This window comes from Legionella septentrionalis (assembly GCF_003989745.1).
In the GTDB taxonomy this organism is placed as follows: domain Bacteria; phylum Pseudomonadota; class Gammaproteobacteria; order Legionellales; family Legionellaceae; genus Legionella_A; species Legionella_A septentrionalis.
The window spans coordinates 33,417-52,775 of the sequence record NZ_RZGS01000007.1; the positions used below are offsets into that span (position 1 = coordinate 33,417).

The window sequence follows — 19,359 nt, forward strand, 5'->3', positions numbered from 1 at the left end:
AACAGCACATCCATTACAAAAGAACATGCGAGATTTAAGTCTAAAACCCTGTATCTTCAATTCGTAATCTATTAGGACAACATTTACGAAACTAGTGTTGATCTTGCAAAGGTATGGCGCGTAAATTTTTAATTTCCCTTTCCGTGAGCTTTAATTGACTTTTAATTTTATGGTTCTCAATCTTGAGCCGCCAATATTTATATAGAAACAAACCATATCCAAAAATCACACCTACCCCAAGCACCAAGATAATGAGCACTGAAATGGGCATGGTTAAGGTATTAAAATAAAAATTGACCTGGACTGAAGCAGCATTCAGAACCGCAAAGCTCACGCCGGCTAAAATCAGTAATAAATAAAAAATTATGATCACTATCCGCATCAAATCATCCTTATTTTAGTTGCAGTTTAGTTTCCACAAGTACTGACAACAAACAAAGAAACCAATTGCGATATTTTAAACTTCAACAAAGCTTAGAGATAGGCGCTGCAATAAAAAAATTATAAAAAAAAAGCGTAGATATCTACGCTTTTTTTAAATTGAAGCAGTTACTCACCTTCTTTCGAAGCCATTTTTTCTTTTAATAAATCACCCAACGTGGTAGTAGCTTCCCCAGTGCGTGAATATTTTTTGATGGCTTCTGCCTGATCCTGAGCATCTTTTGCTTTCACAGAAAGCGTAATTGAGCGATTTTTCCGATCAATATTGGTAATTTTCGCTTCAAGCTCATCACCTTCTTTTACAAGAGTAGAAGCATCATCTACCTTATCATCTGAAAGCTCATTGGCGCGAATGGTGCCAAACACGTCTTCAGCCAATTCGACTACAACTGCTTTGGCATCGACCGAAGTCACTTTGCCTTTGACAATAGTGCCTTTGCTGTGTTCTTCAACATAGCTGGTGAAATTGTCGCTTTCCAGTTGCTTTAAGCCTAAGGAAATCCGCTCACGTTCTGCATCAATGGCCAGAATTACAGCTTCCAGTTCTTGACCTTTCTTATATTGCTTCACCGCTTCTTCTCCTGGGATGTCCCAAGAAATATCAGACAAGTGAACCAAACCGTCGATTTCACCTTCCAGACCGATGAATATGCCAAAATCAGTAATAGAACGGATCTTACCGCGGACTTTTTCGCCTTTGTTATGGGTTTGAGCAAATTTTTGCCATGGGTTACCCACGCATTGCTTCATACCTAATGAAATGCGACGGCGATCTTCATCAATTTCAAGAACCATGACTTCTACTAGATCACCCAAAGAAACGACTTTGCTTGGATGAATATTTTTGTTGGTCCAATCCATTTCAGACATATGCACCAAACCTTCCACACCTTCTTCGATTTCAACGAAGCAGCCATAGTCAGTGATGTTAGTGACTTTACCTTGCATGCGTCTGCCTATCGGGTAACGCTCGACCAAGTCAACCCAAGGATCATTGCCCAATTGCTTCATGCCTAGGGATACGCGGTTGCGTTCGCTGTCAAAACTTAAAACTTTAACTTTAACGTCTTGGCCTACAGTCAGTACTTCGCTTGGATGCTTGACGCGTTTCCAGGAAATGTCAGTGATGTGCAGCAAGCCGTCTATGCCGCCCAAATCAATAAATGCACCATAATCGGTAAGATTTTTAACGATTCCCTGCAGCACTTGTCCTTCATGCAATGAATCCAATAAGGCTTGTCGATCGGCACTGCTTTCTTCTTCCACCACAGCACGGCGAGAAACAACGATGTTATTGCGCTTGAGATCCATTTTAATCACTTTAAACTCAAGCTCTTTGCCTTCCAGGTAGGAAGGATCGCGTACAGGTCTTACATCAACCAAAGAACCCGGCAAAAATGCACGGATTGAACCGATTTCAACAGTGAAACCGCCTTTGACTTTGCCTGAGATCAATCCAGTTACTGTTTCATTGTTCTCATACGATTTAGATAGCTTACGCCAAGCTTCCTGGCGTTTGGCTTTTTCCCTGGACAGGATAGTTTCGCCGTGGCCATCTTCTACGGAGTCTAAAGCTACTTCGACCGTATCGCCGACATTAACTTCTAAATCGCCATTTTTATCTTGAAATTCTTCAATGGCAACAATGCCTTCTGATTTTAATCCCGCATTTAATGTGACGTAATCGTCGTCAATATTAATTACTTTGGCAGAAATAATTGCACCGGGATAAAATTGGGCGCCAGCAATACTTTTCTCGAATAACTCTTTAAAACTTTCGGACATGTTAATAAACTCTTTAGTATAAAAATAGAAGTGAAGATCCTCTCAACTTCCCCCAAAAACAAAAGAATACTGCTCCTGAACCTTCCTGCTTTTATGCAAGAACAGAAAGTTTAGAATAAGTGTTCCAAATTACAACTTTTTAGCGACTGTTAATCGCTCATTAACCAATTGTAATACACAATCAAATACTTGTACAATTGTTAACCTGGTTGTATCTATCTGCACAGCATCAGGTGCTGGCTTTAATGGCGAATGCGTGCGTGCGGTATCCCTTGCATCACGTTTAGCCAATTCATCTACAACCTGCGCGAGGCTAACATCATTTTGCTTTTCTTTCAACTGTAAATATCGCCTGCGTGCCCTTTCTTCCGCTGTCGCGTATAAATAAAATTTTAAATCAGCATGCGGAAAAACCACGGTACCCATGTCCCGGCCATCAGTAACCAAACCTGGAGGTTGTGCGAAAGAACGCTGCCGGGCTAGCAAAGCCTCTCGTATTTCAGGGGCTGCTGCAATTTGAGAAGCGCTTTGACCACATTGTTCGGTTCTGATGTCTCGACTCACATCTGCACCATCCAAAACGACACGGCAATCGTTTTTTTCATGCACCTTAAAGCAAAAATCAAGCTCATGCGCCAACTTGACTAAAACAGCAATATCCGTTAAATCAATATTTTTTTTCATGGCAGCGTAGGCAAGTACCCGGTAAAGTGCACCGCTGTCTAAAAAGTGCCAACCCAAATGTTTGGCCAGCATCAAACTGATTGTGCCCTTTCCGGTGCCGCTTGGGCCATCCAGTGTAATAACAGGCACATGGCTCACTGACATATAAATCCCCTATATAGTCGTTTCTTCTATTTGCATGTTTGTTTTATTGGCAATCGATACGAAAGTTGGGAAAGAAGTAGCTACATTTGCACAATTTAAAATCTTAACCGGGGCATTGGCTATTGCGCCAGCAATGGCAAATGCCATGGCAATACGATGATCATGGCAGCTGTCGACTTCGCCACCTTGCAAATGACCACCTTTAATAAATATGCCATCCTCCAGAGGTTGCGCTTCAATTCCTAGCTGTTGCAAACCATTGGCCATTGCAGCAATGCGATCGCTTTCCTTGCACCGCAACTCACGGGCACCGTGCAACAAAGTCTGCCCTTTTGCACAAGCCGCGGCTATGAAAATAACTGGGAATTCATCAATTGCTATGGGAACCATGGCGGCAGGAATATCAATTCCTTCCAAAGGCGCGTGCCTTACATAAAGATCTGCGACCAATTCTTCACCGCATAAACGTTTATTACTGAGGCTGATGTCAGCGCCCATTAATTGTAAGATTTGCATAATACCTGTCCTGGTCGGGTTAATGCCCACATTGCGGATGAATAATTCAGCCCCAGGAATAAGCGTGGCAGCAACAATGAAAAAAGCAGCCGATGAAATATCTCCAGGCACCATGACGTCAGTGCCCTGGCATTCACTGGCTGAATTAATGATGATTGCATTATCTTGTTTTTGAATAGGATAAGAAAAAGCCGTCAGCATACGCTCCGTATGATCACGGGTTAACCCAGGTTCTATCACTTGCGTTTCGCCCTGTGCATACATTCCTGCTAATAGTAGGCATGATTTAACTTGCGCACTTGCCTCAGGCATTTCATAGTTGATACCTTGCAGGGTTTGTCCCCCCTGAATTGAGATGGGCGGGCGACCACTCGTAGTATTGATGACAGCCCCCATTTTAATCAATGGGCGGGCAATTCGCTCCATCGGGCGTTTTAGTAAACTTTCATCGCCGGTTAATTCGCTGTCAAATGGCTGTGCGGCGAGTATTCCTGCTAAAAGCCGCATCGTCGTCCCTGAATTTCCGCAATCGATCACGGCTGCCGGTTTGCGCAAGCCATACTTTCCTACACCATGGATCACCACGCGTTGGGATACTGGGCCTTCTATCCTCACGCCCATCGCTTGAAACGCGCGGAGCGTTGCCAGGCAATCTCCACTTTCCAGAAAACCACTTATGGTAGTAATGCCTTTGGCAATAGCGCCCAACATGATGGCGCGATGGGAAATGGATTTATCCCCCGGAATCGTGATATCACCTTTCAGGGATGAGACCGGATGACTAATAAAATGATACCCATTCATGAATGATATTCCTCTGCGAAATCTTGCATAAAACCAATCAGCGCCTCCACCCCATCCATCGGCATTGCATTATACAAACTAGCGCGTAAGCCGCCGACCGCCCGATGTCCCCGCAGTGCAAGCAAACCTTGCTCGGCCGCACGCATAATGAATTTTTCTTCCAATTCCTGTGTGGGCAATGAAAAGCAAACATTCATCAGCGAACGGGCTTCCTTGGCCACTGGACAATTATAAAATTCAGAGTGATCGATGTAAGTGTATAGTTTTGCAGCTTTTTGGCAATTTTGTTGATAAAGCGTACTAACCCCACCTTGCTTTTTAACCCACGCAAACATTTTTGCTGCAATATAACAATTAAACACAGGCGGGGTAGCATATAAGGATTTATACTGTGCATGTGTGCGATAATCCAACATGGTGGGAATGGACGCATGACTTATTAAATTCAATAAATCATGGCGCACTATCACTACCGTTAATCCTGCAATGGAGATATTTTTCTGCGCCCCTGCAAAAATTAAGCCAAAATCAGTTACATTAATCGGTTCGCTTAATAAGCAGGAAGTCATATCCGCAATTAGCGGCACCGACACTTGCGGCACTTGCGGATAACGCACACCATTGATGGTTTCATTGGGTGTGTAATATATATAGCGGGTATTGGCATCTACCGGGTAATCCACTGCATTCGGCACCGTTTTATATTCCTGGTCTTTGGAGCTCGCAAGGCAGTAAACATCCGCCAGTTTTTGCGCTTCTTTAAATGCCAATTCAGACCAAATACCGGAAACCAGGTAACCCGCGCGCTCCCCTTTTGCCAAAAAATTCATAGGAATCATGGCAAATTGGGTACGGGCAGCCCCGCTTAAAAATAAAACATGATAATGTTTCGGTATTGCCAGCAACAAGCGCAAGTCCGCTTCCGCCTGCTCCAGCAGTGAGATAAATTCAGGTGTCCGGTGTCCAATCTCCAGAATGGACAAACCCAAATCTTGCCAATTTAAAAGCTCAGCCTGAGCCTCGGCAAGAATGGATTCCGGGAGTGTGGCAGGACCTGCCCCAAAATTATAGGCTCTCGTTTTCATGTCCTTCATCTAGAGCCTCGTCAATTTCTTCTATTTCTTCTATGCGCTGCATGCCTACGACGCGCTCACCTGCGGAGAGATTAATTAAGCGAACGCCCTGAGTATTACGACCGATAATAGAAAGCTCATTCACTTTAAATCGTACCAAAGTACCTTTATCGGTGATTAACATGGCTTCATCATTTTCAGCAACTTGTAAGGCACGCACGACCTTGCCATTTCGCTCATTCACTTGAATGGAAATAACTCCTTGTCCACCGCGGCCGGTTATCCGATATTCCGCTATTTCGGTACGTTTACCGTAACCGAATTCCGTTGCCGTTAGAATGGTGCCACCCTCAGGATTTACTACGACCAGGGAAATTAAAGATTGCTCCTCTCCCATGCGGATACCGCGAACGCCGCGTGCTGTTCTCCCCATTGGCCGTACCAGATTTTCATCAAAACGGATGACCTTACCTGCATCGCTAAACAACATGATTTCTTTATGACCATCGGTAATATCAACGCCTATCAAACGGTCGTCTTCATCCAAATCAACTGCAATGATTCCATTGGTACGCGGACGGCTAAATGCGTTTAACGGCACTTTTTTCACCGTTCCATTTTTAGTCGCCATGAATACATAATATTCTTCTTTATATTCACGTACTGGCAGAATGGCATTAATGGCTTCATTTTCAGCCAAAGGCAAAATGTTAATAATAGGTTTGCCACGCGAAATACGGCTGGCTAAAGGTAGTTCATAAGCTTTTAACCAATACAATTTCCCATGATTGGAAAAACATAATAAGGTGTCATGCGTATTGGCAATGACTAAACGTTCAACAAAATCTTCTTCTTTCACGTTGGTAGCTGATTTGCCTTTGCCGCCGCGCCGTTGCGCTTGATATGCGGAAAGAGGCTGATATTTGACGTATCCCTGGTGAGAAAGAGTCACGACTACATCTTCTTCCGTAATCAAATCTTCTATGGTGATATCTTCCTGAGAAGCAATAATTTCCGTACGCCTTGCATCACCAAATTGAGCTTTCATTTCGAGTAATTCATCGCGAATGACCTGCATCAAGCGTTCCGGCGAAGAAAGGATTTCCAGCAATTCTCTAATGACTTCTAATAATTCTTCAAATTCCTTTAGAATTTTGTCTTGTTCAAGAGCAGTCAGGCGATGTAACCTAAGTTCCAAAATAGCTTGTGCTTGTTGTGGTGATAGGTAATATCCCTCTTGCGTAAGGCCAAAATGCGCCGGTAAATCGTCAGGACGCGAACCAAAGGTTCCTGTTTTTTCAAGCATCGCGGTTACCATGCCAGGCTGCCATGCTCTGCCCAACAAGGCTTCTTTGGCATCTTGCGGGGTGGGTGATTTTTTAATTAAATCAATCATCTCGTCAATATTCGCTAAAGCAATCCCCAATCCTTCCAATAAATGCGCCCGGTTGCGTGCTTTCTTTAATTCAAATAATGAACGGCGCGTGACTACTTCACGGCGATGTTTGATAAAATACTCAAGGATTTGTTTAAGATTAAGCGTCTTAGGTTGTCCATCAACCAGTGCCACCATGTTAATGCCATACACATTCTGCATTTGAGTATGCGCATATAAATTGTTGATCATGACTTCTGCAATTTCGCCGCGCTTGAGCTCAATCACTACCCGCATGCCTTGCTTATCAGACTCATCACGCAGACCTGAAATGCCTTCCAATCGTTTTTCCCGTACCAGTTCGGCAATACGCTCAACCAGCCGTGCCTTATTCACTTGATAAGGCAATTCCGTGATGATGATGGCTTGCCGTCCCGTCTGCGCATCCGTTTCAATTTCGGTACGAGCGCGGATTAAGATGCGGCCCCGCCCTGTACGATAAGCTTGCACAATGCCTGCCCGGCCATTGATGATGGCAGCCGTTGGGAAATCCGGCCCTGGGACGATTGTCATTAATTCATCGATGTCGGTTTCAGGTCTATCCACCAAGGCCACACACGCATCCAAAATTTCAGTGAGGTTATGGGGGGGGATATTGGTCGCCATTCCTACCGCAATCCCGGATGAACCATTTACCAATAAATTAGGGATACGGGCCGGCAATACTACCGGCGCAAATTCAGTTTCGTCATAGTTGGGACTAAAATCAACGGTTTCTTTATCAAGATCAGCCAAAAGAGCATGAGCCAGCTTAGACATCCTGACTTCGGTATATCGCATGGCTGCTGGTGCATCACCATCCACCGAGCCGAAGTTACCCTGACCATCCACTAACATGTAGCGCATGGAAAAAGGCTGCGCCATACGCACGATGGTGTCGTAGACTGCTGTGTCGCCATGCGGGTGGTATTTACCGATCACATCCCCTACTACCCTTGCGGATTTTTTGTAAGGCTTATTCCAATCATTCCCCAATTCGCTCATGGCAAAGAGCACACGCCGATGTACCGGCTTTAACCCATCACGCACATCAGGCAGAGCACGCCCAACAATAACACTCATTGCATAATCAAGATAAGATTGCTTTAATTCATCTTCAATATTGACCGGTGTGACTTCTTTGGCGGAAACCATAATTAAGACTTATCCTCATACAATCAATTTAATTGATATAGCGGAATAGAATATCACGATAGTATACGAGAGGACAGTGAATTGCCTAAAGATGACCCTCACCGGCTACTCCCAAAGTCTTCTTTCTCCTAGTTAACAGTCTTCTTAATTATTTCTTAATATTTCTGCAATATAATAAACAAATGATCAAGATGTCCTTTTTATTGTCATGACAAAGCTATTTATTCCAGTAAATCCTATCGAACAGCATGGCCACACGTGCAAGCCCACAGCCATTGCCACAGTGGACAAATATTATGGCGATTTATTCGGCTATACGCCTGTGCCTGTATTTGGGATAAAAAAATACAACCATTCTGTACGAAAGCTTGCAAAAACTGTGGGCTCAGTACAAGGCGAATTACTGGAAATCAAGCAACTGCAGAAAATTTGTGGCCATTATTTGGGATATGATGCCGAAGTAATTAATTTTAAAAATAATATTAATTTATTCAAGCAACGCATCGCTGCAAACTTAAGCAGCGGCAATCTTGTCATTGCGTTTTTTGACGTGAATCGGTACACCAGTAAACCGGGTCAATTTGGCGGAGAATATGAACATGCAGCGGTGATTAATGGAATTAATCTTGATAAGCAAGAACTTTACTTTATTCACTGGGGAAAACAGCACACTTGCAAGATAGAAGAATTTTATGCCTCCACCATGCAATTGCTACCGGAAAGAGAGCCTGAATACTATGTTTCGGTTAAAAAAAACCCGCAGCTAAAGCAGATAAAATATGAAAAAATTTACACAAATCCCCAAAATGCTTCGGGCCAAATTAAAAAATCCCTGCATCCAGAAGCTGGCAGTGGCTTTCAAGGAAAACTTCTGGTTGTGAAAAAACCATCCCTGGTTCAACAGCAAAATCGAAGGCCCAGAGACATTGAAAAAGAATTCAATGAGTTGTTTTTGCAGTTAAATGAGTATAAAAATCTTTTAATTCAGGATGGGAACCAACATGGTGCGCAAATCGTAGAGAATTTTACGAAGCAGCTATCTACGGCAGCTGATGATTTTTTTAAAAAACGCACTATATCGGTTGTTGAATTCGTGAACCAATGTAAACTAACCGCCCGATCATTTAAAGAAAAGCATAGCGGTTGGTTTGCACTGAATCCAATCCTAAGAGGCATTCTTGGAATTTTAGCGGCCATCCTTGTTCTTCCTGCCATTGTAATCGAGGTAGGCAGCCAACGTGGATTTACTGGTACCTTCTTCAGTACGCCCAAGCTTAAGCTCAATGACTTTAAACAAGACCTTGCGCCTAAAGTGGCTGAATTAGCTCAGCCGCAGTTGGCAAACAACTCCCTCAAAGGCTCCTCTACCAATGGTTAAATTTATAGTACCTCTTGCCGGACGCCTAAAACTTCATTGCGAGATAGACCTTCGAAATGGCTCAAAGCCTTTTCAATAAATTCTTCTACGGTTGCTTTAATGTCACTCGCAAATACACCGGTCACACGATTGGCAATAATTACACTGATGGATAAACAATGATGTCCCAGCAAACGTCCCAAACCTAAAATTCCAGCCGTTTCCATCTCAAAATTAAGTACTTGATAATTAGAATAAGCAAATGCTGCGAGCTTATCTAAAAAAGCCGGGTAAAATAAGGGAATACGCAGCCTTCGCCCTTGTGGCCCATAAAATCCGCCGCAGGTCGCTGTAATGCCTACACTTCCCATATTCTTAAAATGGTGTAGCAAAGACGTGTCTGCTTCAACCAAATAAAAAGGCCCGCTTTCTCCCTCCATATGAAGCTTCAACGCTTTTTCAATTTTGGAATGTTCGCTCAATTCGCCCTGATAATAATTAAGCAACGTATCAAAGCCGATGGCAAACCGGCTTAAAATTACATCACCAGGCTTGCAGGTTTCTTGCAAGCCCCCAGTAGTACCCAAGCGGATGATGGTTAATGATTTTGCTTCCGCGCATGGCATGCGATTTGTTAAATCCACATTGACAAGCGCATCGAGCTCATTCATGACAATGTCGATGTTAGGAATGCCGATTCCTGTAGAAATAACACTCAACCGCTGCGGGCCGATGGTGCCCGTATGCGTGACAAATTCTCGATGAGCGCGCTTCACCTCCACGCGGTCAAAATGGCGGCTGATTTCTTCTACCCGAGCAGGGTCGCCTACAGTAATGATCAAGTCGCCAATTTCTTCCGGCAACAAATCCAAATGGTAAACAGCGCCGCGCTTGTTTAACGGTAATTCAGCAGCTTTAATCATAAAATCCCTATCTATCCGGCAAGAAATGTAAAGGTTGTAGTTTTTTTGAAACCTTAAATTTGACTGAGGCTTGTCATTTTTATATAGTTCTGCGCACAAACGCAAGAGACCGTATACGCTATTATAAAAATGTATTCTTGCCAAGGTGATTTCAAAGCATGCATGCTCATGCTGAACGCTCCGAACTTGCCGTAGAACACATTGAGCCTATAGCACTTGTTAACTACTTTTTGCGTACAGTGGCTACACTTGTTAACAAGCTCTTAACCAACAGGAGTCCATATGACAAAAAAAACTGCCCAATTAACGTTACCAGGGCAAGAACCAATCGAGTTGCCCATTTACAGCCCTACATTAGGCAACGATGTGATTGACATTAACACGCTTGGCTCCCACGGTGTTTTTACTTATGACCAGGGCTTTATGTCCACGGCATCTTGTGAATCAAAAATTACCTACATCGATGGTGACAAGGGTGTTCTTTTATACCGTGGTTATCCGATTGAACAATTAGCCGAGAAAAAAGATTTTCTGGATGTTTGTTATTTATTGTTAAATGGTGAGCTTCCTGGCGCTGAAGAAAAAACAAAATTTAATAATCTGGTGAATAATCACACCATGGTGCATCAGCAAATGTATCAATTTTTAAACGGCTTCCGCCGCGATGCCCACCCCATGGCAATCATGGTAGGCATGGTTGGCGCTTTGTCTGCTTTTTACCATGAATCAATGGATTTGAATAATCAAAACGATCGCTATATCGCCGCTGTACGTTTAATCGCAAAAGTTCCTACGATGGCCGCCATGAGTTACAAATACTCAATTGGCCAGCCTTATATGTACCCGCAGAACAAGATGTCTTATGCAGAGAATTTTTTACATATGATGTTCGGTGTCCCCAGCGAGGAAATTATCCCCAATCCTGTCCTGGTTAAAGCGATGGACACCATTTTCACTTTACATGCTGACCATGAACAAAATGCGTCCACGTCTACCGTGCGCTTGGCCGGCTCTACCGGTGCCAACCCATTTGCCTGTATCTCTGCTGGCATTGGGGCATTGTGGGGGCCTGCGCATGGCGGAGCCAATGAAGCTTGCCTTAACATGCTAAAGGAAATTGGTGATGTAAAACGCATTAATGAATACATTAAGCGCGCCAAAGACAAAGATGATCCATTCCGCTTGATGGGCTTTGGACATCGCGTGTACAAGAGTTATGATCCGCGCGCTAAGGTAATGCGTGAAACCTGCCATAAAGTGTTGGAAGCAGTAGACGCGCATAATGAACCATTATTCAAGCTGGCTATGGAATTGGAACGCATCGCTCTTGAAGACGATTATTTTATCGAGAAAAAACTCTACCCCAATGTGGATTTTTATTCAGGCATTACCTTAAGTGCCATCGGCATCCCCACCAATATGTTCACGGTAATTTTTGCATTAGCCCGTACCGTGGGCTGGATGTCTCATTGGATGGAAATGGCTGCAAATAAATCTAAAATTGGCAGACCTCGTCAGCTTTATACCGGGCAGAAAAAACGAGACGTGGCTGAATAAATCTAACGTTTAGAGAGGCACTCACGAATGTGAGCGCCTCTTCCATCAACTACAAATTAGCTCCTGCCGAAATGTCTGCTTTTTAATTTAGTACTGATTAGAGACGTGACCTAAATTGCTACTAAACCCCACATCTTTTGGCTGTTGTTTTTGAGAAAAAAACCCCATGCTGGAGACATTTGCAGCAGCAAATAAATCATCTTCATTCGAAATGTTTTCTTCGTCCGACTCTTCAGGCGCAAAATTTGTAGTTTCGAGGGCTTCTGGCTGATCGTCATTCTCAAAAAATTCATCCGTTTCAAAAATATCAATTATTCCATCTTCCAAGTTTAAGGAAGCAACGCTACTCTCCTCTATTTCCAAAAAGATAGCGCTGTCATTATTCGCGGCTTCGACATTATCCTCCATCAAGGCAGCAATGGGCTCTTTTATTATTTGTCTGTAATATGCCATATCTTCTGCGGGTAAATCTGCTAACTGTTCCAAAGAGATAAATCCTAATTCCTCTTCAAGCACTTGATAATTGTCGATGACAAGCAAAGCCCCTCGCACCCGCATTTGCAACTCATCAGCTTCTTCCTTGAGAATGGTTTTTTCATAAAGTTTTTTTAAATTTTTATGGAGAAATTCTGCCTTTTTGCAGGCAAGTTTTTTTTCCTCACTGTCTTGCTCTAATTGAGAACTATAAAACGAAACGACTACACAATCTTCCACCCGGTAATAAGTAAGAGTTTTATGATCGACAACCCCAAAACGTTTTATTGCCTCATCATAACTTTCTAAATAATGCTTTTGATAATCGGCATCTTTCTTTTGGGCTTTAAAATGAGCTTCATTCGGGCGTTTAAATCCTGCTAATGCGGCGCGTACGCCATTATATTTTGCCAAATTAACAGATTGCTGTCCGGCAAAATTTTGCTCACCCAATTTATATCCCTCTTTGTATCCTTCGCCATACTTAGCATCTCGTTTGGCCAATCGCTTTTCAGAAATTCCACACCCCAGACGGCTTGCAATATAACCTGATTTAAAGCCTCGGTTATATTCCCTGCTTTCACTAGATAAGGGCAACTTTGCCGCATAGCTGGCACGAAAACCATCAAAAAAATCCCGGCCATATTTATCAACCAAATTTTTTTCCGAAAACGCCCATTCATAATTGGCTGCCAAAGCCCCTGCTCTTTTGCCCCGGTTGTAGTGGGCCTCTTTAGAAGTCGTCTTGCTACTCGTTTCTTTATAACCTTCAAGATAGCCTTTTAACCAGTACTCCTTATGCTTTTCCAGCAACTTTTCTCTATCAAATTTAGTGTGGACCAAGCCAGCACCTCTACCAGCTTTCTTCCCTCGCCTGTAGTCAGCATCTTTCTTTGCCAATTTTATGCTGTTCCAACCGTCAATATATCCTAAAACCCAGTCCTCACCTTTTGTCTTTTTTAATGTTTCTAACTGTGCTGCAGTCTTCTCCTTTACCCCCCTGTTTTTTCCATCTCTTCCTGAACGATAACCCTTTTGACGAAGGGCACTATTTTTATTAACTTTTTGGGGCACGTCTGCAAAGCTTCCAGTGTGATTAGAAATTAGCTTGCGATAGGAAGCTTCCCACTCTTTTGCAAATAAAGGACTGGTAAGTTGCTTTGTAAAAGCTTCAATTTCTTGTTCAGTGAAAAAATTCCCTTTCCTTCTTCGAAAGATAAGTCTGGCGGAGTGTTTAGCCCTCTTTTTTTCAGCTTCTATTGCCAAAGTCTCATCCATCCGTTGTGGAGGGTGAGGTGTAGTATTGGCAACTAACTGAGGTGGTGTAGAACATGCTGCAGGATAAGTTGCATGTTCCATCTCTAAATCCGTGTCAACAAACAAATCTCTTTCAGCGCGCCCTCTTTTATGGCCACGAGGCTCATGCTCAGAACCAGGAGTTGCGTTTGATGCAGGAACGGATTCGGAATCAAAAATAAAATCTGGTACTTGTGGCGAAGCCCATATCTCTTGTGGAGATACTTGGATTTGAGGCGCCTCTCTGCGTTGTTTTTTTGCAGGCGGCATATGCATAATAAAGACTCACAATTATAATTTTTTAACCTGCATTATAATTGATCGATTGACTATTTAAAGTCTTTTGTGATCTTTATATGATCTTTTTGATCATTTAAATTTTATACCTTGCAAGTATTTAGCTGCTTTTTTATTCAATTTTTCTTTTTTTTAAAAAAATACAAAATAATTCAGTGGCTTAAATATGAGCATAAAATTTTTAAGTTAACAGCAACCGGCTGCTGCAATTTTGTCCGCATTCTTCACAAAAACAGCAAGAAAAAATTGGTCTATGCTAAAAAAGAAGTTAATTTTATTGACTCGCTTATGGAAAAAAATAACCATGCCATCGCCGCTTTGCTTTATGAGCAAGCAGAAAAATTGCGAGCTTATGGTGACAATCCCTACCGCGCTCGTGCCTTTTCCCGTGCGGCGCGTGTAATTGAGAATCTAGATAGGAATATTTATTTGTTACTTGAGGAAAATTTTGATTTAACCACCCTTCCTTCTATTGGCAAAAGTATTGCTGCAGCCATCGAAGAAATTGTAAAAACCAATAAACTTCCTGCTTGGATGCAAACTCCCCAAAGGAAAATCAATGAATTAGCAAACATCCAGGGACTAGGCACGAACAAAATAAAGCTGCTCACCGAAAAATATGGCATTCATACTAGAAAAACATTATTGGAAGCTCTCAAGTCTCATGTCATTACTGAATTTACACCGGCTTTCACAGAACAAATTAAAGAAGCCATTTTGGCATGCAAACCTAAGGGTAAGTTCATTCGCTTATATCATGCACTGCCAATTGTTAAAGAACTCATTAACAAACTGCAACAGGCGGATGGCATACAACGCGTAGAATGCAGCGGAGAATTTCGCCGAAAACGTGAATTAATTGAGCATTTAATTGTTTTGGTACAAACAGAAAACGAAGCTCTGGCAAGCACACTCTGTCATGAATTACCCATGCTTAATTCTGTATTTTCCATGGACGAAAACCATGTGCGGGCAAGCTTGTGGAATGGCGTCCCGGTTGATATTTATTTTATCCATCACTCATGCTTTGCTGCTTCCCTTCTCTGGCATACCGGCACTGAAAAACATCTAAAGCAATTACAAAAAATTGCCTGTGAAAAAAATGAGGAAATTAAGGAGGCGGGATTATATCGGAATGAGGAATTTATCCCCCTATCATCCGAACATGAACTGTATGCCAGGCTCGGGTTGGCATTCATTGAACCAGAGTTACGTGAAGACAGGGGCGAGATTAAAGCGGCGCAACAAAACCGCTTGCCTGAATTAATTGAATTACAGGATATTAAAGGCGATTTACATTCCCATACCACTGAAACAGACGGTCGGAATACCTTGGAAACCATGGTAAATGCCGCTTTAGCGCAGGGATATGAATACCTGGCTATCACTGATCACTCCAAACGATTAGCCATTACCAATGGCATGGATGAAAAACGTTTGCTAGAACAAATAAAGCAAATTGATAAATTAAACGCAAAATTAAATGGTTTTTTGGTTTTAAAATCCATTGAGGTGGATATTCTGGAAGATGGCACCCTGGACTTATCCAATGATATTTTAAAAGAATTGGATATCATTGTCTGTTCCATTCATTCTAAATTCAGAATTGATGAAAAAAAACAAACTGAGCGCATTTTACGAGCTATGGAAAATCCTTATTTTAATATTTTGGGGCATGCAACGGGAAGGCTAATCCGCTCACGCCCGCCTTATGCCATAGATATGGATCGCATATTACAGGCAGCCCTTGATAACCATTGTTTTATCGAGTTAAATGCACAGCCTTTTCGTTTGGATATTCATGATGAATATTGTAAAAAAGCAAAAGAAAAAGGAGTGAAACTAGCTATTTCCAGTGATGCGCACAGTACGCGGGAACTTAATTTTATGCAGCTTGGAATTGATCAAGCACGGCGAGGCTGGTTAGAAAAGGAAAATGTACTCAACACCCGCTCCTGGCCGGAACTCAAGAAACTGTTGAAACAACATCGCTAGGCCATCTAAAGCCCAATGTCTTTAATGCATGCATTCGTCCTGTTTAAATAAAACGAAAATAGGCAAACGCTATGGCAATCATGCAGTAACCGCTGTGCAACTACATCGTATTTATTTGAGAGCAAAATAAAGAAACAAAATGATCTAAAATTAAATAATAGGATTATTTTGTGAGATGATAATGTTTTCATTGCATGACATACAATTAAGATATGCTCAAAAACAACAAGAAATAAAATTAATCAGAAATGAAATCAAAAGCGCAGTAAATGCCATATTAGAGCTGGAGGGGAAAAGTCATTTTCCAGAAACGCTAAATCCGTTAATGAGTCAGGCAGAAAAAGTTTCGCATCATAAAGCGGAAAATGATGACGACATCAGTCAGCTTATGGCAGCCGCAGGGGAAGCACTGGCAATTATCCCCGAAGAAATAGAGAAAATTAACAACGCTATTCCTGAAAATGAAAACAATAAACGTCAGCTAGAACTTAAAAAAAATAAAAAACAACAATCGTTCACGGCAATTGAGAAAGAAATATCATTAGTAAAGAGCGAACTAAAGAACCTGGTGTCTCCTGCTGTACCCACTTCTTTTGAAAAATTTATAGCCGATAAAAATCCAGGTTTTCTAAAGTCGCTTGTACTTTTCTTTATTCCGCAAAAATTTATTACTGCCGCACAGGCAAAATGTGTTGCTGAGGAAGTCTATGAGTCAACCAAAATTTCCTTTGAACACTCGATAAAATCACTGCAGGAAAAATTGGTAACCCAAAAAAAACAATTCGACCATCTTTCGCAGGCAATGGGCACTGCTGAAAAGCAGATAAAAGCAGCTCCAGTACAAATCAAAAAATTAAAGCGTCTAGAGGAACAAATAAAGGCCCTTAAAACCGCTTGCGAGAAGCTGCCTCTTCCTGAAAGGAGTTTGGATAATGCGGCAGAAAAAGATAATGAGCTATTTTCAAATTTCCAACCTTTTTAGGGCTGAGTTTTATGCACCTCCTGCCCCTTGGAATTTCCCTGAGCACTGCAACAAATAGATAAACTTACTTTGATTCGCGTAAGTGCCATTGACTGGCACAAATTTGCAATAAATGGAAAGAACTCCAAATAAATCAGGGCGACAGTATTAAACACCTGCGCTACCCTGTGAATTAGAAGCCCTTAGGGATCAATTGGCTGTAGGTAGAAGATTTTTCTTCATCCAAGGAAATTTTGCCTTTTTTTCGATAGCCAAAGAAAAACTTGATATCCGTGTATGAAGAACTTTGTTCAACACCTGCTAATTGGTTTAATTTCTGTTGTTTATCATAAACATATTGCTGAATCATAGTTTCTTTTAAGTCATGAAGTTGTTGGCTCGTAAAGTCTGCAATTTTTCCACGGCATTCAATGGAAAATGGATTGTTTTCCAATTTAATGAAGCAGGCTTGTGGTGAATTCTCAGTTAAAATCAAGGATAGATCCGCCACACAAAAGATAGCAGCCACCGAATTACATATGAGTTTAGGTGAGAGGAATTCTTTCGTTGCACTATTATCAATCTGATGCAAACCATTGTATCCCCAGCCAAAAAGTTCTCCATGACGAGTTAAAGCCAATACATGATAGTCACCGGTCACAATCGCTTTGATATTGTCTAAACCCGCAACCGGCATAAATTTACCCGGTTCTCCTGGGCGTCCTAATTGCCCGGAACTATTATCACCACAGGTATAAACGTTACCTGCGTTGGTGAGTATGACGCTAAAGGAAAGTCCGGCAGCCATGGAAACAATTTCTTCGCCAGCAAAATTTTCTGCTGATATTTTTTTAGGAGTGGTAATTGTTTGTTCATTCCCCAATCCTAATTGGCCACGACTATTGTTGCCCCAAACATATAATTCATTATGAATGGTTAAAGCAAGATTGTGGAAAACTCCTGCTGCAATCAATTTGACGCCTGGATTTTTGCCTGCTAAAAATTTTATTTCCTTAAAAATACCAGTTTTATCAATTCCAGCTATCCCAAGCTGATGAAAATGATTGCTTCCTGCAGCGTATAATTTACCCTTGCAGGATAAAATAATCGTGTGGTGAGCGCCTAGGGCAACATTGCATATTGCAGCAGTTGTTTTGATTTCTTGCAGTCCATTTATCCTACCTTGACTACCTGCTCCCAATTGTCCAAATAAGTTATATCCTGATGCGAAAATTTCTCCCCGAGAAGTTATATGAAACTCAGAATGCTTTTCCTTTCTTATAATCCTGTAAAAAGGTAAAGGCGCTAGTGGAAGGCCCATCGAGGCATCAGGATTTATCTCATCTTTTGTTATTGATTTCATGTAATTTCTAATATGTAAAGCGGCAATAATGCCATAAAATACATAGCCTTAATATTTAGCTTATCTATTAAATTATCATGGATTGGAAAAGCGAAACTTCGCCTGATGATTTTTGATGTCATCGTCTTCCAGTTGATGTTTGTTAAAAAAAAGTGATTTGCATTTTGCAAATTCTTTTTTTCCTGAAGAACCAAAGATACCGGCATCATCCGTGCCAGGAATAATGGGAGCGCTGATGTCATTATAAATCTCGGTTACCGGATGCACTGATTTTTCAAGATGCCAATTTAATTTGCTGTGGCACGTTGGGCAAACCTCTATTGGTGCTTGCAATTCCCTGATTTTCTCTTTCTGTTCTTTTGAAAGAAAAATGCAGTGACCTAAGCGCACTTTGCCATGCAAGGGATTACCTTGTTTAAAGCGCGCTTCGCTTATGGCAAATTGCTCAATGGCAGCCAAAACAATGTCTGTATCCTGACGTTCAATACCGCTATCACACTCCCCCATATGGATTGCAATGGGAAGTTGATTGGCAAAAGCCAATTGAATCACTTTTTCCAAGTCTTTACCGCTTAACGTACGCTTGGCAATTGGGTTACCGGAAATATCGAGGCCGACCAGGACGCCATGCGGGCTTTTCTTTATATAATGAATGTAGCGCCTGGCATCTTCCACCGTGTGTATCGTTCTATCCAAACTTAATAAACCCACGGCTTTTTTATTTTTATGGACTTGGTTCGCCTCAATTAACCCTTGTTCAAATGATTCAATGTACTGCTCAATGGTTCCATTGCCCATTTCCTTAGGAGTCGTGCGAATTTCCAGATACTTAACTGAATGCGAAACCACATCGACGACGCCGTTTTTTATGTCTTCCAAATCCCGCACAATTTTGTGAACCAGGGCAAATTGTTTCCAAATTAAATTAATGGAGTCGAGAGAAAAACCCTCTTGCGGCTGTTGCTTGGTAAGTTGAAAATATTTTTCCTTCACTTCCATTAACTCCGCAAATACTTGCAAACATCCGTTTTTAACCGCTGTTTTCTCTAAGAATTCATCGCTAAAACTTCCATTCAAATGACAATGGAGATCACTTTTATGTTCCTGTTGCATATTTTTC

At 41.8% G+C, this 19,359-nt stretch carries 14 protein-coding genes; 4 read left to right on the forward strand and 10 right to left on the reverse strand.

Features of this window, described 5'->3' with window-relative positions; genetic code table 11:
* Nucleotides 1-91: 91 nt before the first annotated feature.
* The 6 genes from ELY11_RS03975 to gyrA all read right to left on the reverse strand — a co-directional run bounded on the left by ELY11_RS03975 (nucleotide 92) and on the right by gyrA (nucleotide 8,019).
* Nucleotides 92-382 carry a LapA family protein gene (locus tag ELY11_RS03975; RefSeq protein ID WP_126953510.1) on the reverse strand — a complete coding sequence of 97 codons (291 nt, stop codon included), beginning with the start codon at nucleotides 380-382 and terminating at the stop codon, nucleotides 92-94.
* A gap of 167 nt (nucleotides 383-549) precedes the next feature.
* Entirely contained in the window at nucleotides 550-2,226 is a 1,677-nt protein-coding gene (gene rpsA, locus ELY11_RS03980; RefSeq protein WP_126953509.1) for a 30S ribosomal protein S1, read from the reverse strand.
* Nucleotides 2,227-2,355: 129 nt separating this feature from the next.
* Nucleotides 2,356-3,054 carry a (d)CMP kinase gene (gene cmk / locus ELY11_RS03985; RefSeq protein WP_199737729.1) on the reverse strand — a complete coding sequence of 233 codons (699 nt, stop codon included), beginning with the start codon at nucleotides 3,052-3,054 and terminating at the stop codon, nucleotides 2,356-2,358.
* 9 nt (nucleotides 3,055-3,063) lie between these two features.
* A complete protein-coding gene (gene aroA, locus ELY11_RS03990; protein WP_126953507.1) occupies nucleotides 3,064-4,374 on the reverse strand; it encodes a 3-phosphoshikimate 1-carboxyvinyltransferase in 1,311 nt (436 codons plus the stop codon).
* Nucleotides 4,371-5,459 carry a 3-phosphoserine/phosphohydroxythreonine transaminase gene (gene serC / locus ELY11_RS03995; RefSeq protein WP_126953506.1) on the reverse strand — a complete coding sequence of 363 codons (1,089 nt, stop codon included), beginning with the start codon at nucleotides 5,457-5,459 and terminating at the stop codon, nucleotides 4,371-4,373. Before serC ends, aroA begins: the two co-directional genes overlap by 4 nt.
* Nucleotides 5,440-8,019 carry a DNA gyrase subunit A gene (gene gyrA, locus ELY11_RS04000; protein ID WP_199741510.1) on the reverse strand — a complete coding sequence of 860 codons (2,580 nt, stop codon included), beginning with the start codon at nucleotides 8,017-8,019 and terminating at the stop codon, nucleotides 5,440-5,442. Before gyrA ends, serC begins: the two co-directional genes overlap by 20 nt.
* 205 nt (nucleotides 8,020-8,224) lie before the next feature.
* Here gyrA and ELY11_RS04005 point away from each other — a divergent pair, with 205 nt between their 5' ends.
* Entirely contained in the window at nucleotides 8,225-9,394 is a 1,170-nt protein-coding gene (locus ELY11_RS04005) for a hypothetical protein (RefSeq protein WP_126953504.1), read from the forward strand.
* 2 nt (nucleotides 9,395-9,396) lie between these two features.
* On the opposite strand, the gene ELY11_RS04010 is transcribed toward ELY11_RS04005, so the two are convergent.
* Nucleotides 9,397-10,296: a nucleoside phosphorylase gene (locus ELY11_RS04010; RefSeq protein ID WP_126953503.1), complete on the reverse strand. Its 900-nt coding sequence runs from the start codon at nucleotides 10,294-10,296 to the stop codon at nucleotides 9,397-9,399.
* Nucleotides 10,297-10,578: 282 nt separating this feature from the next.
* On the opposite strand from ELY11_RS04010, the gene gltA reads away from it, so the two are divergent.
* Entirely contained in the window at nucleotides 10,579-11,853 is a 1,275-nt protein-coding gene (gene gltA, locus ELY11_RS04015) for a citrate synthase (protein ID WP_126953502.1), read from the forward strand.
* An 87-nt stretch (nucleotides 11,854-11,940) separates the two neighbouring features.
* Here the strand turns inward: gltA and ELY11_RS04020 are convergent, their stop codons facing one another.
* Nucleotides 11,941-13,899 carry a hypothetical protein gene (locus ELY11_RS04020; protein WP_127032568.1) on the reverse strand — a complete coding sequence of 653 codons (1,959 nt, stop codon included), beginning with the start codon at nucleotides 13,897-13,899 and terminating at the stop codon, nucleotides 11,941-11,943.
* 309 nt (nucleotides 13,900-14,208) lie between these two features.
* On the opposite strand from ELY11_RS04020, the gene polX reads away from it, so the two are divergent.
* Nucleotides 14,209-15,915 carry a DNA polymerase/3'-5' exonuclease PolX gene (polX, locus tag ELY11_RS04025; RefSeq protein ID WP_127032569.1) on the forward strand — a complete coding sequence of 569 codons (1,707 nt, stop codon included), beginning with the start codon at nucleotides 14,209-14,211 and terminating at the stop codon, nucleotides 15,913-15,915.
* Between the two features lie 181 nt (nucleotides 15,916-16,096).
* Complete coding sequence (locus ELY11_RS04030; protein ID WP_127032570.1) at nucleotides 16,097-16,897, forward strand: coiled-coil domain-containing protein; 801 nt, start codon at nucleotides 16,097-16,099, stop codon at nucleotides 16,895-16,897.
* Nucleotides 16,898-17,069: 172 nt separating this feature from the next.
* Here ELY11_RS04030 and ELY11_RS04035 read toward each other — a convergent pair whose 3' ends face one another.
* A complete protein-coding gene (locus ELY11_RS04035; RefSeq protein WP_127032571.1) occupies nucleotides 17,070-18,239 on the reverse strand; it encodes an RCC1 domain-containing protein in 1,170 nt (389 codons plus the stop codon).
* A gap of 75 nt (nucleotides 18,240-18,314) precedes the next feature.
* Entirely contained in the window at nucleotides 18,315-19,352 is a 1,038-nt protein-coding gene (locus ELY11_RS04040) for an amidohydrolase family protein (protein ID WP_158615169.1), read from the reverse strand.
* Nucleotides 19,353-19,359 lie beyond the last annotated feature (7 nt).

Coding starts and splice junctions, on each gene's coding strand:
- rpsA (WP_126953509.1), bottom strand. CDS start 2,226: ATGTCCGAAAGTTTTAAAGAGTTATTCGAGAAAAGTATTGCTGGCGCC.
- ELY11_RS03975 (WP_126953510.1), bottom strand. CDS start 382: ATGCGGATAGTGATCATAATTTTTTATTTATTACTGATTTTAGCCGGC.
- ELY11_RS04005 (WP_126953504.1), top strand. CDS start 8,225: ATGACAAAGCTATTTATTCCAGTAAATCCTATCGAACAGCATGGCCAC.
- polX (WP_127032569.1), top strand. CDS start 14,209: ATGGAAAAAAATAACCATGCCATCGCCGCTTTGCTTTATGAGCAAGCA.
- ELY11_RS04020 (WP_127032568.1), bottom strand. CDS start 13,899: ATGCATATGCCGCCTGCAAAAAAACAACGCAGAGAGGCGCCTCAAATC.
- ELY11_RS04040 (WP_158615169.1), bottom strand. CDS start 19,352: ATGCAACAGGAACATAAAAGTGATCTCCATTGTCATTTGAATGGAAGT.
- cmk (WP_199737729.1), bottom strand. CDS start 3,054: ATGTCAGTGAGCCATGTGCCTGTTATTACACTGGATGGCCCAAGCGGC.
- ELY11_RS04010 (WP_126953503.1), bottom strand. CDS start 10,296: ATGATTAAAGCTGCTGAATTACCGTTAAACAAGCGCGGCGCTGTTTAC.
- ELY11_RS04035 (WP_127032571.1), bottom strand. CDS start 18,239: ATGAAATCAATAACAAAAGATGAGATAAATCCTGATGCCTCGATGGGC.
- ELY11_RS04030 (WP_127032570.1), top strand. CDS start 16,097: ATGTTTTCATTGCATGACATACAATTAAGATATGCTCAAAAACAACAA.
- serC (WP_126953506.1), bottom strand. CDS start 5,459: ATGAAAACGAGAGCCTATAATTTTGGGGCAGGTCCTGCCACACTCCCG.
- aroA (WP_126953507.1), bottom strand. CDS start 4,374: ATGAATGGGTATCATTTTATTAGTCATCCGGTCTCATCCCTGAAAGGT.
- gltA (WP_126953502.1), top strand. CDS start 10,579: ATGACAAAAAAAACTGCCCAATTAACGTTACCAGGGCAAGAACCAATC.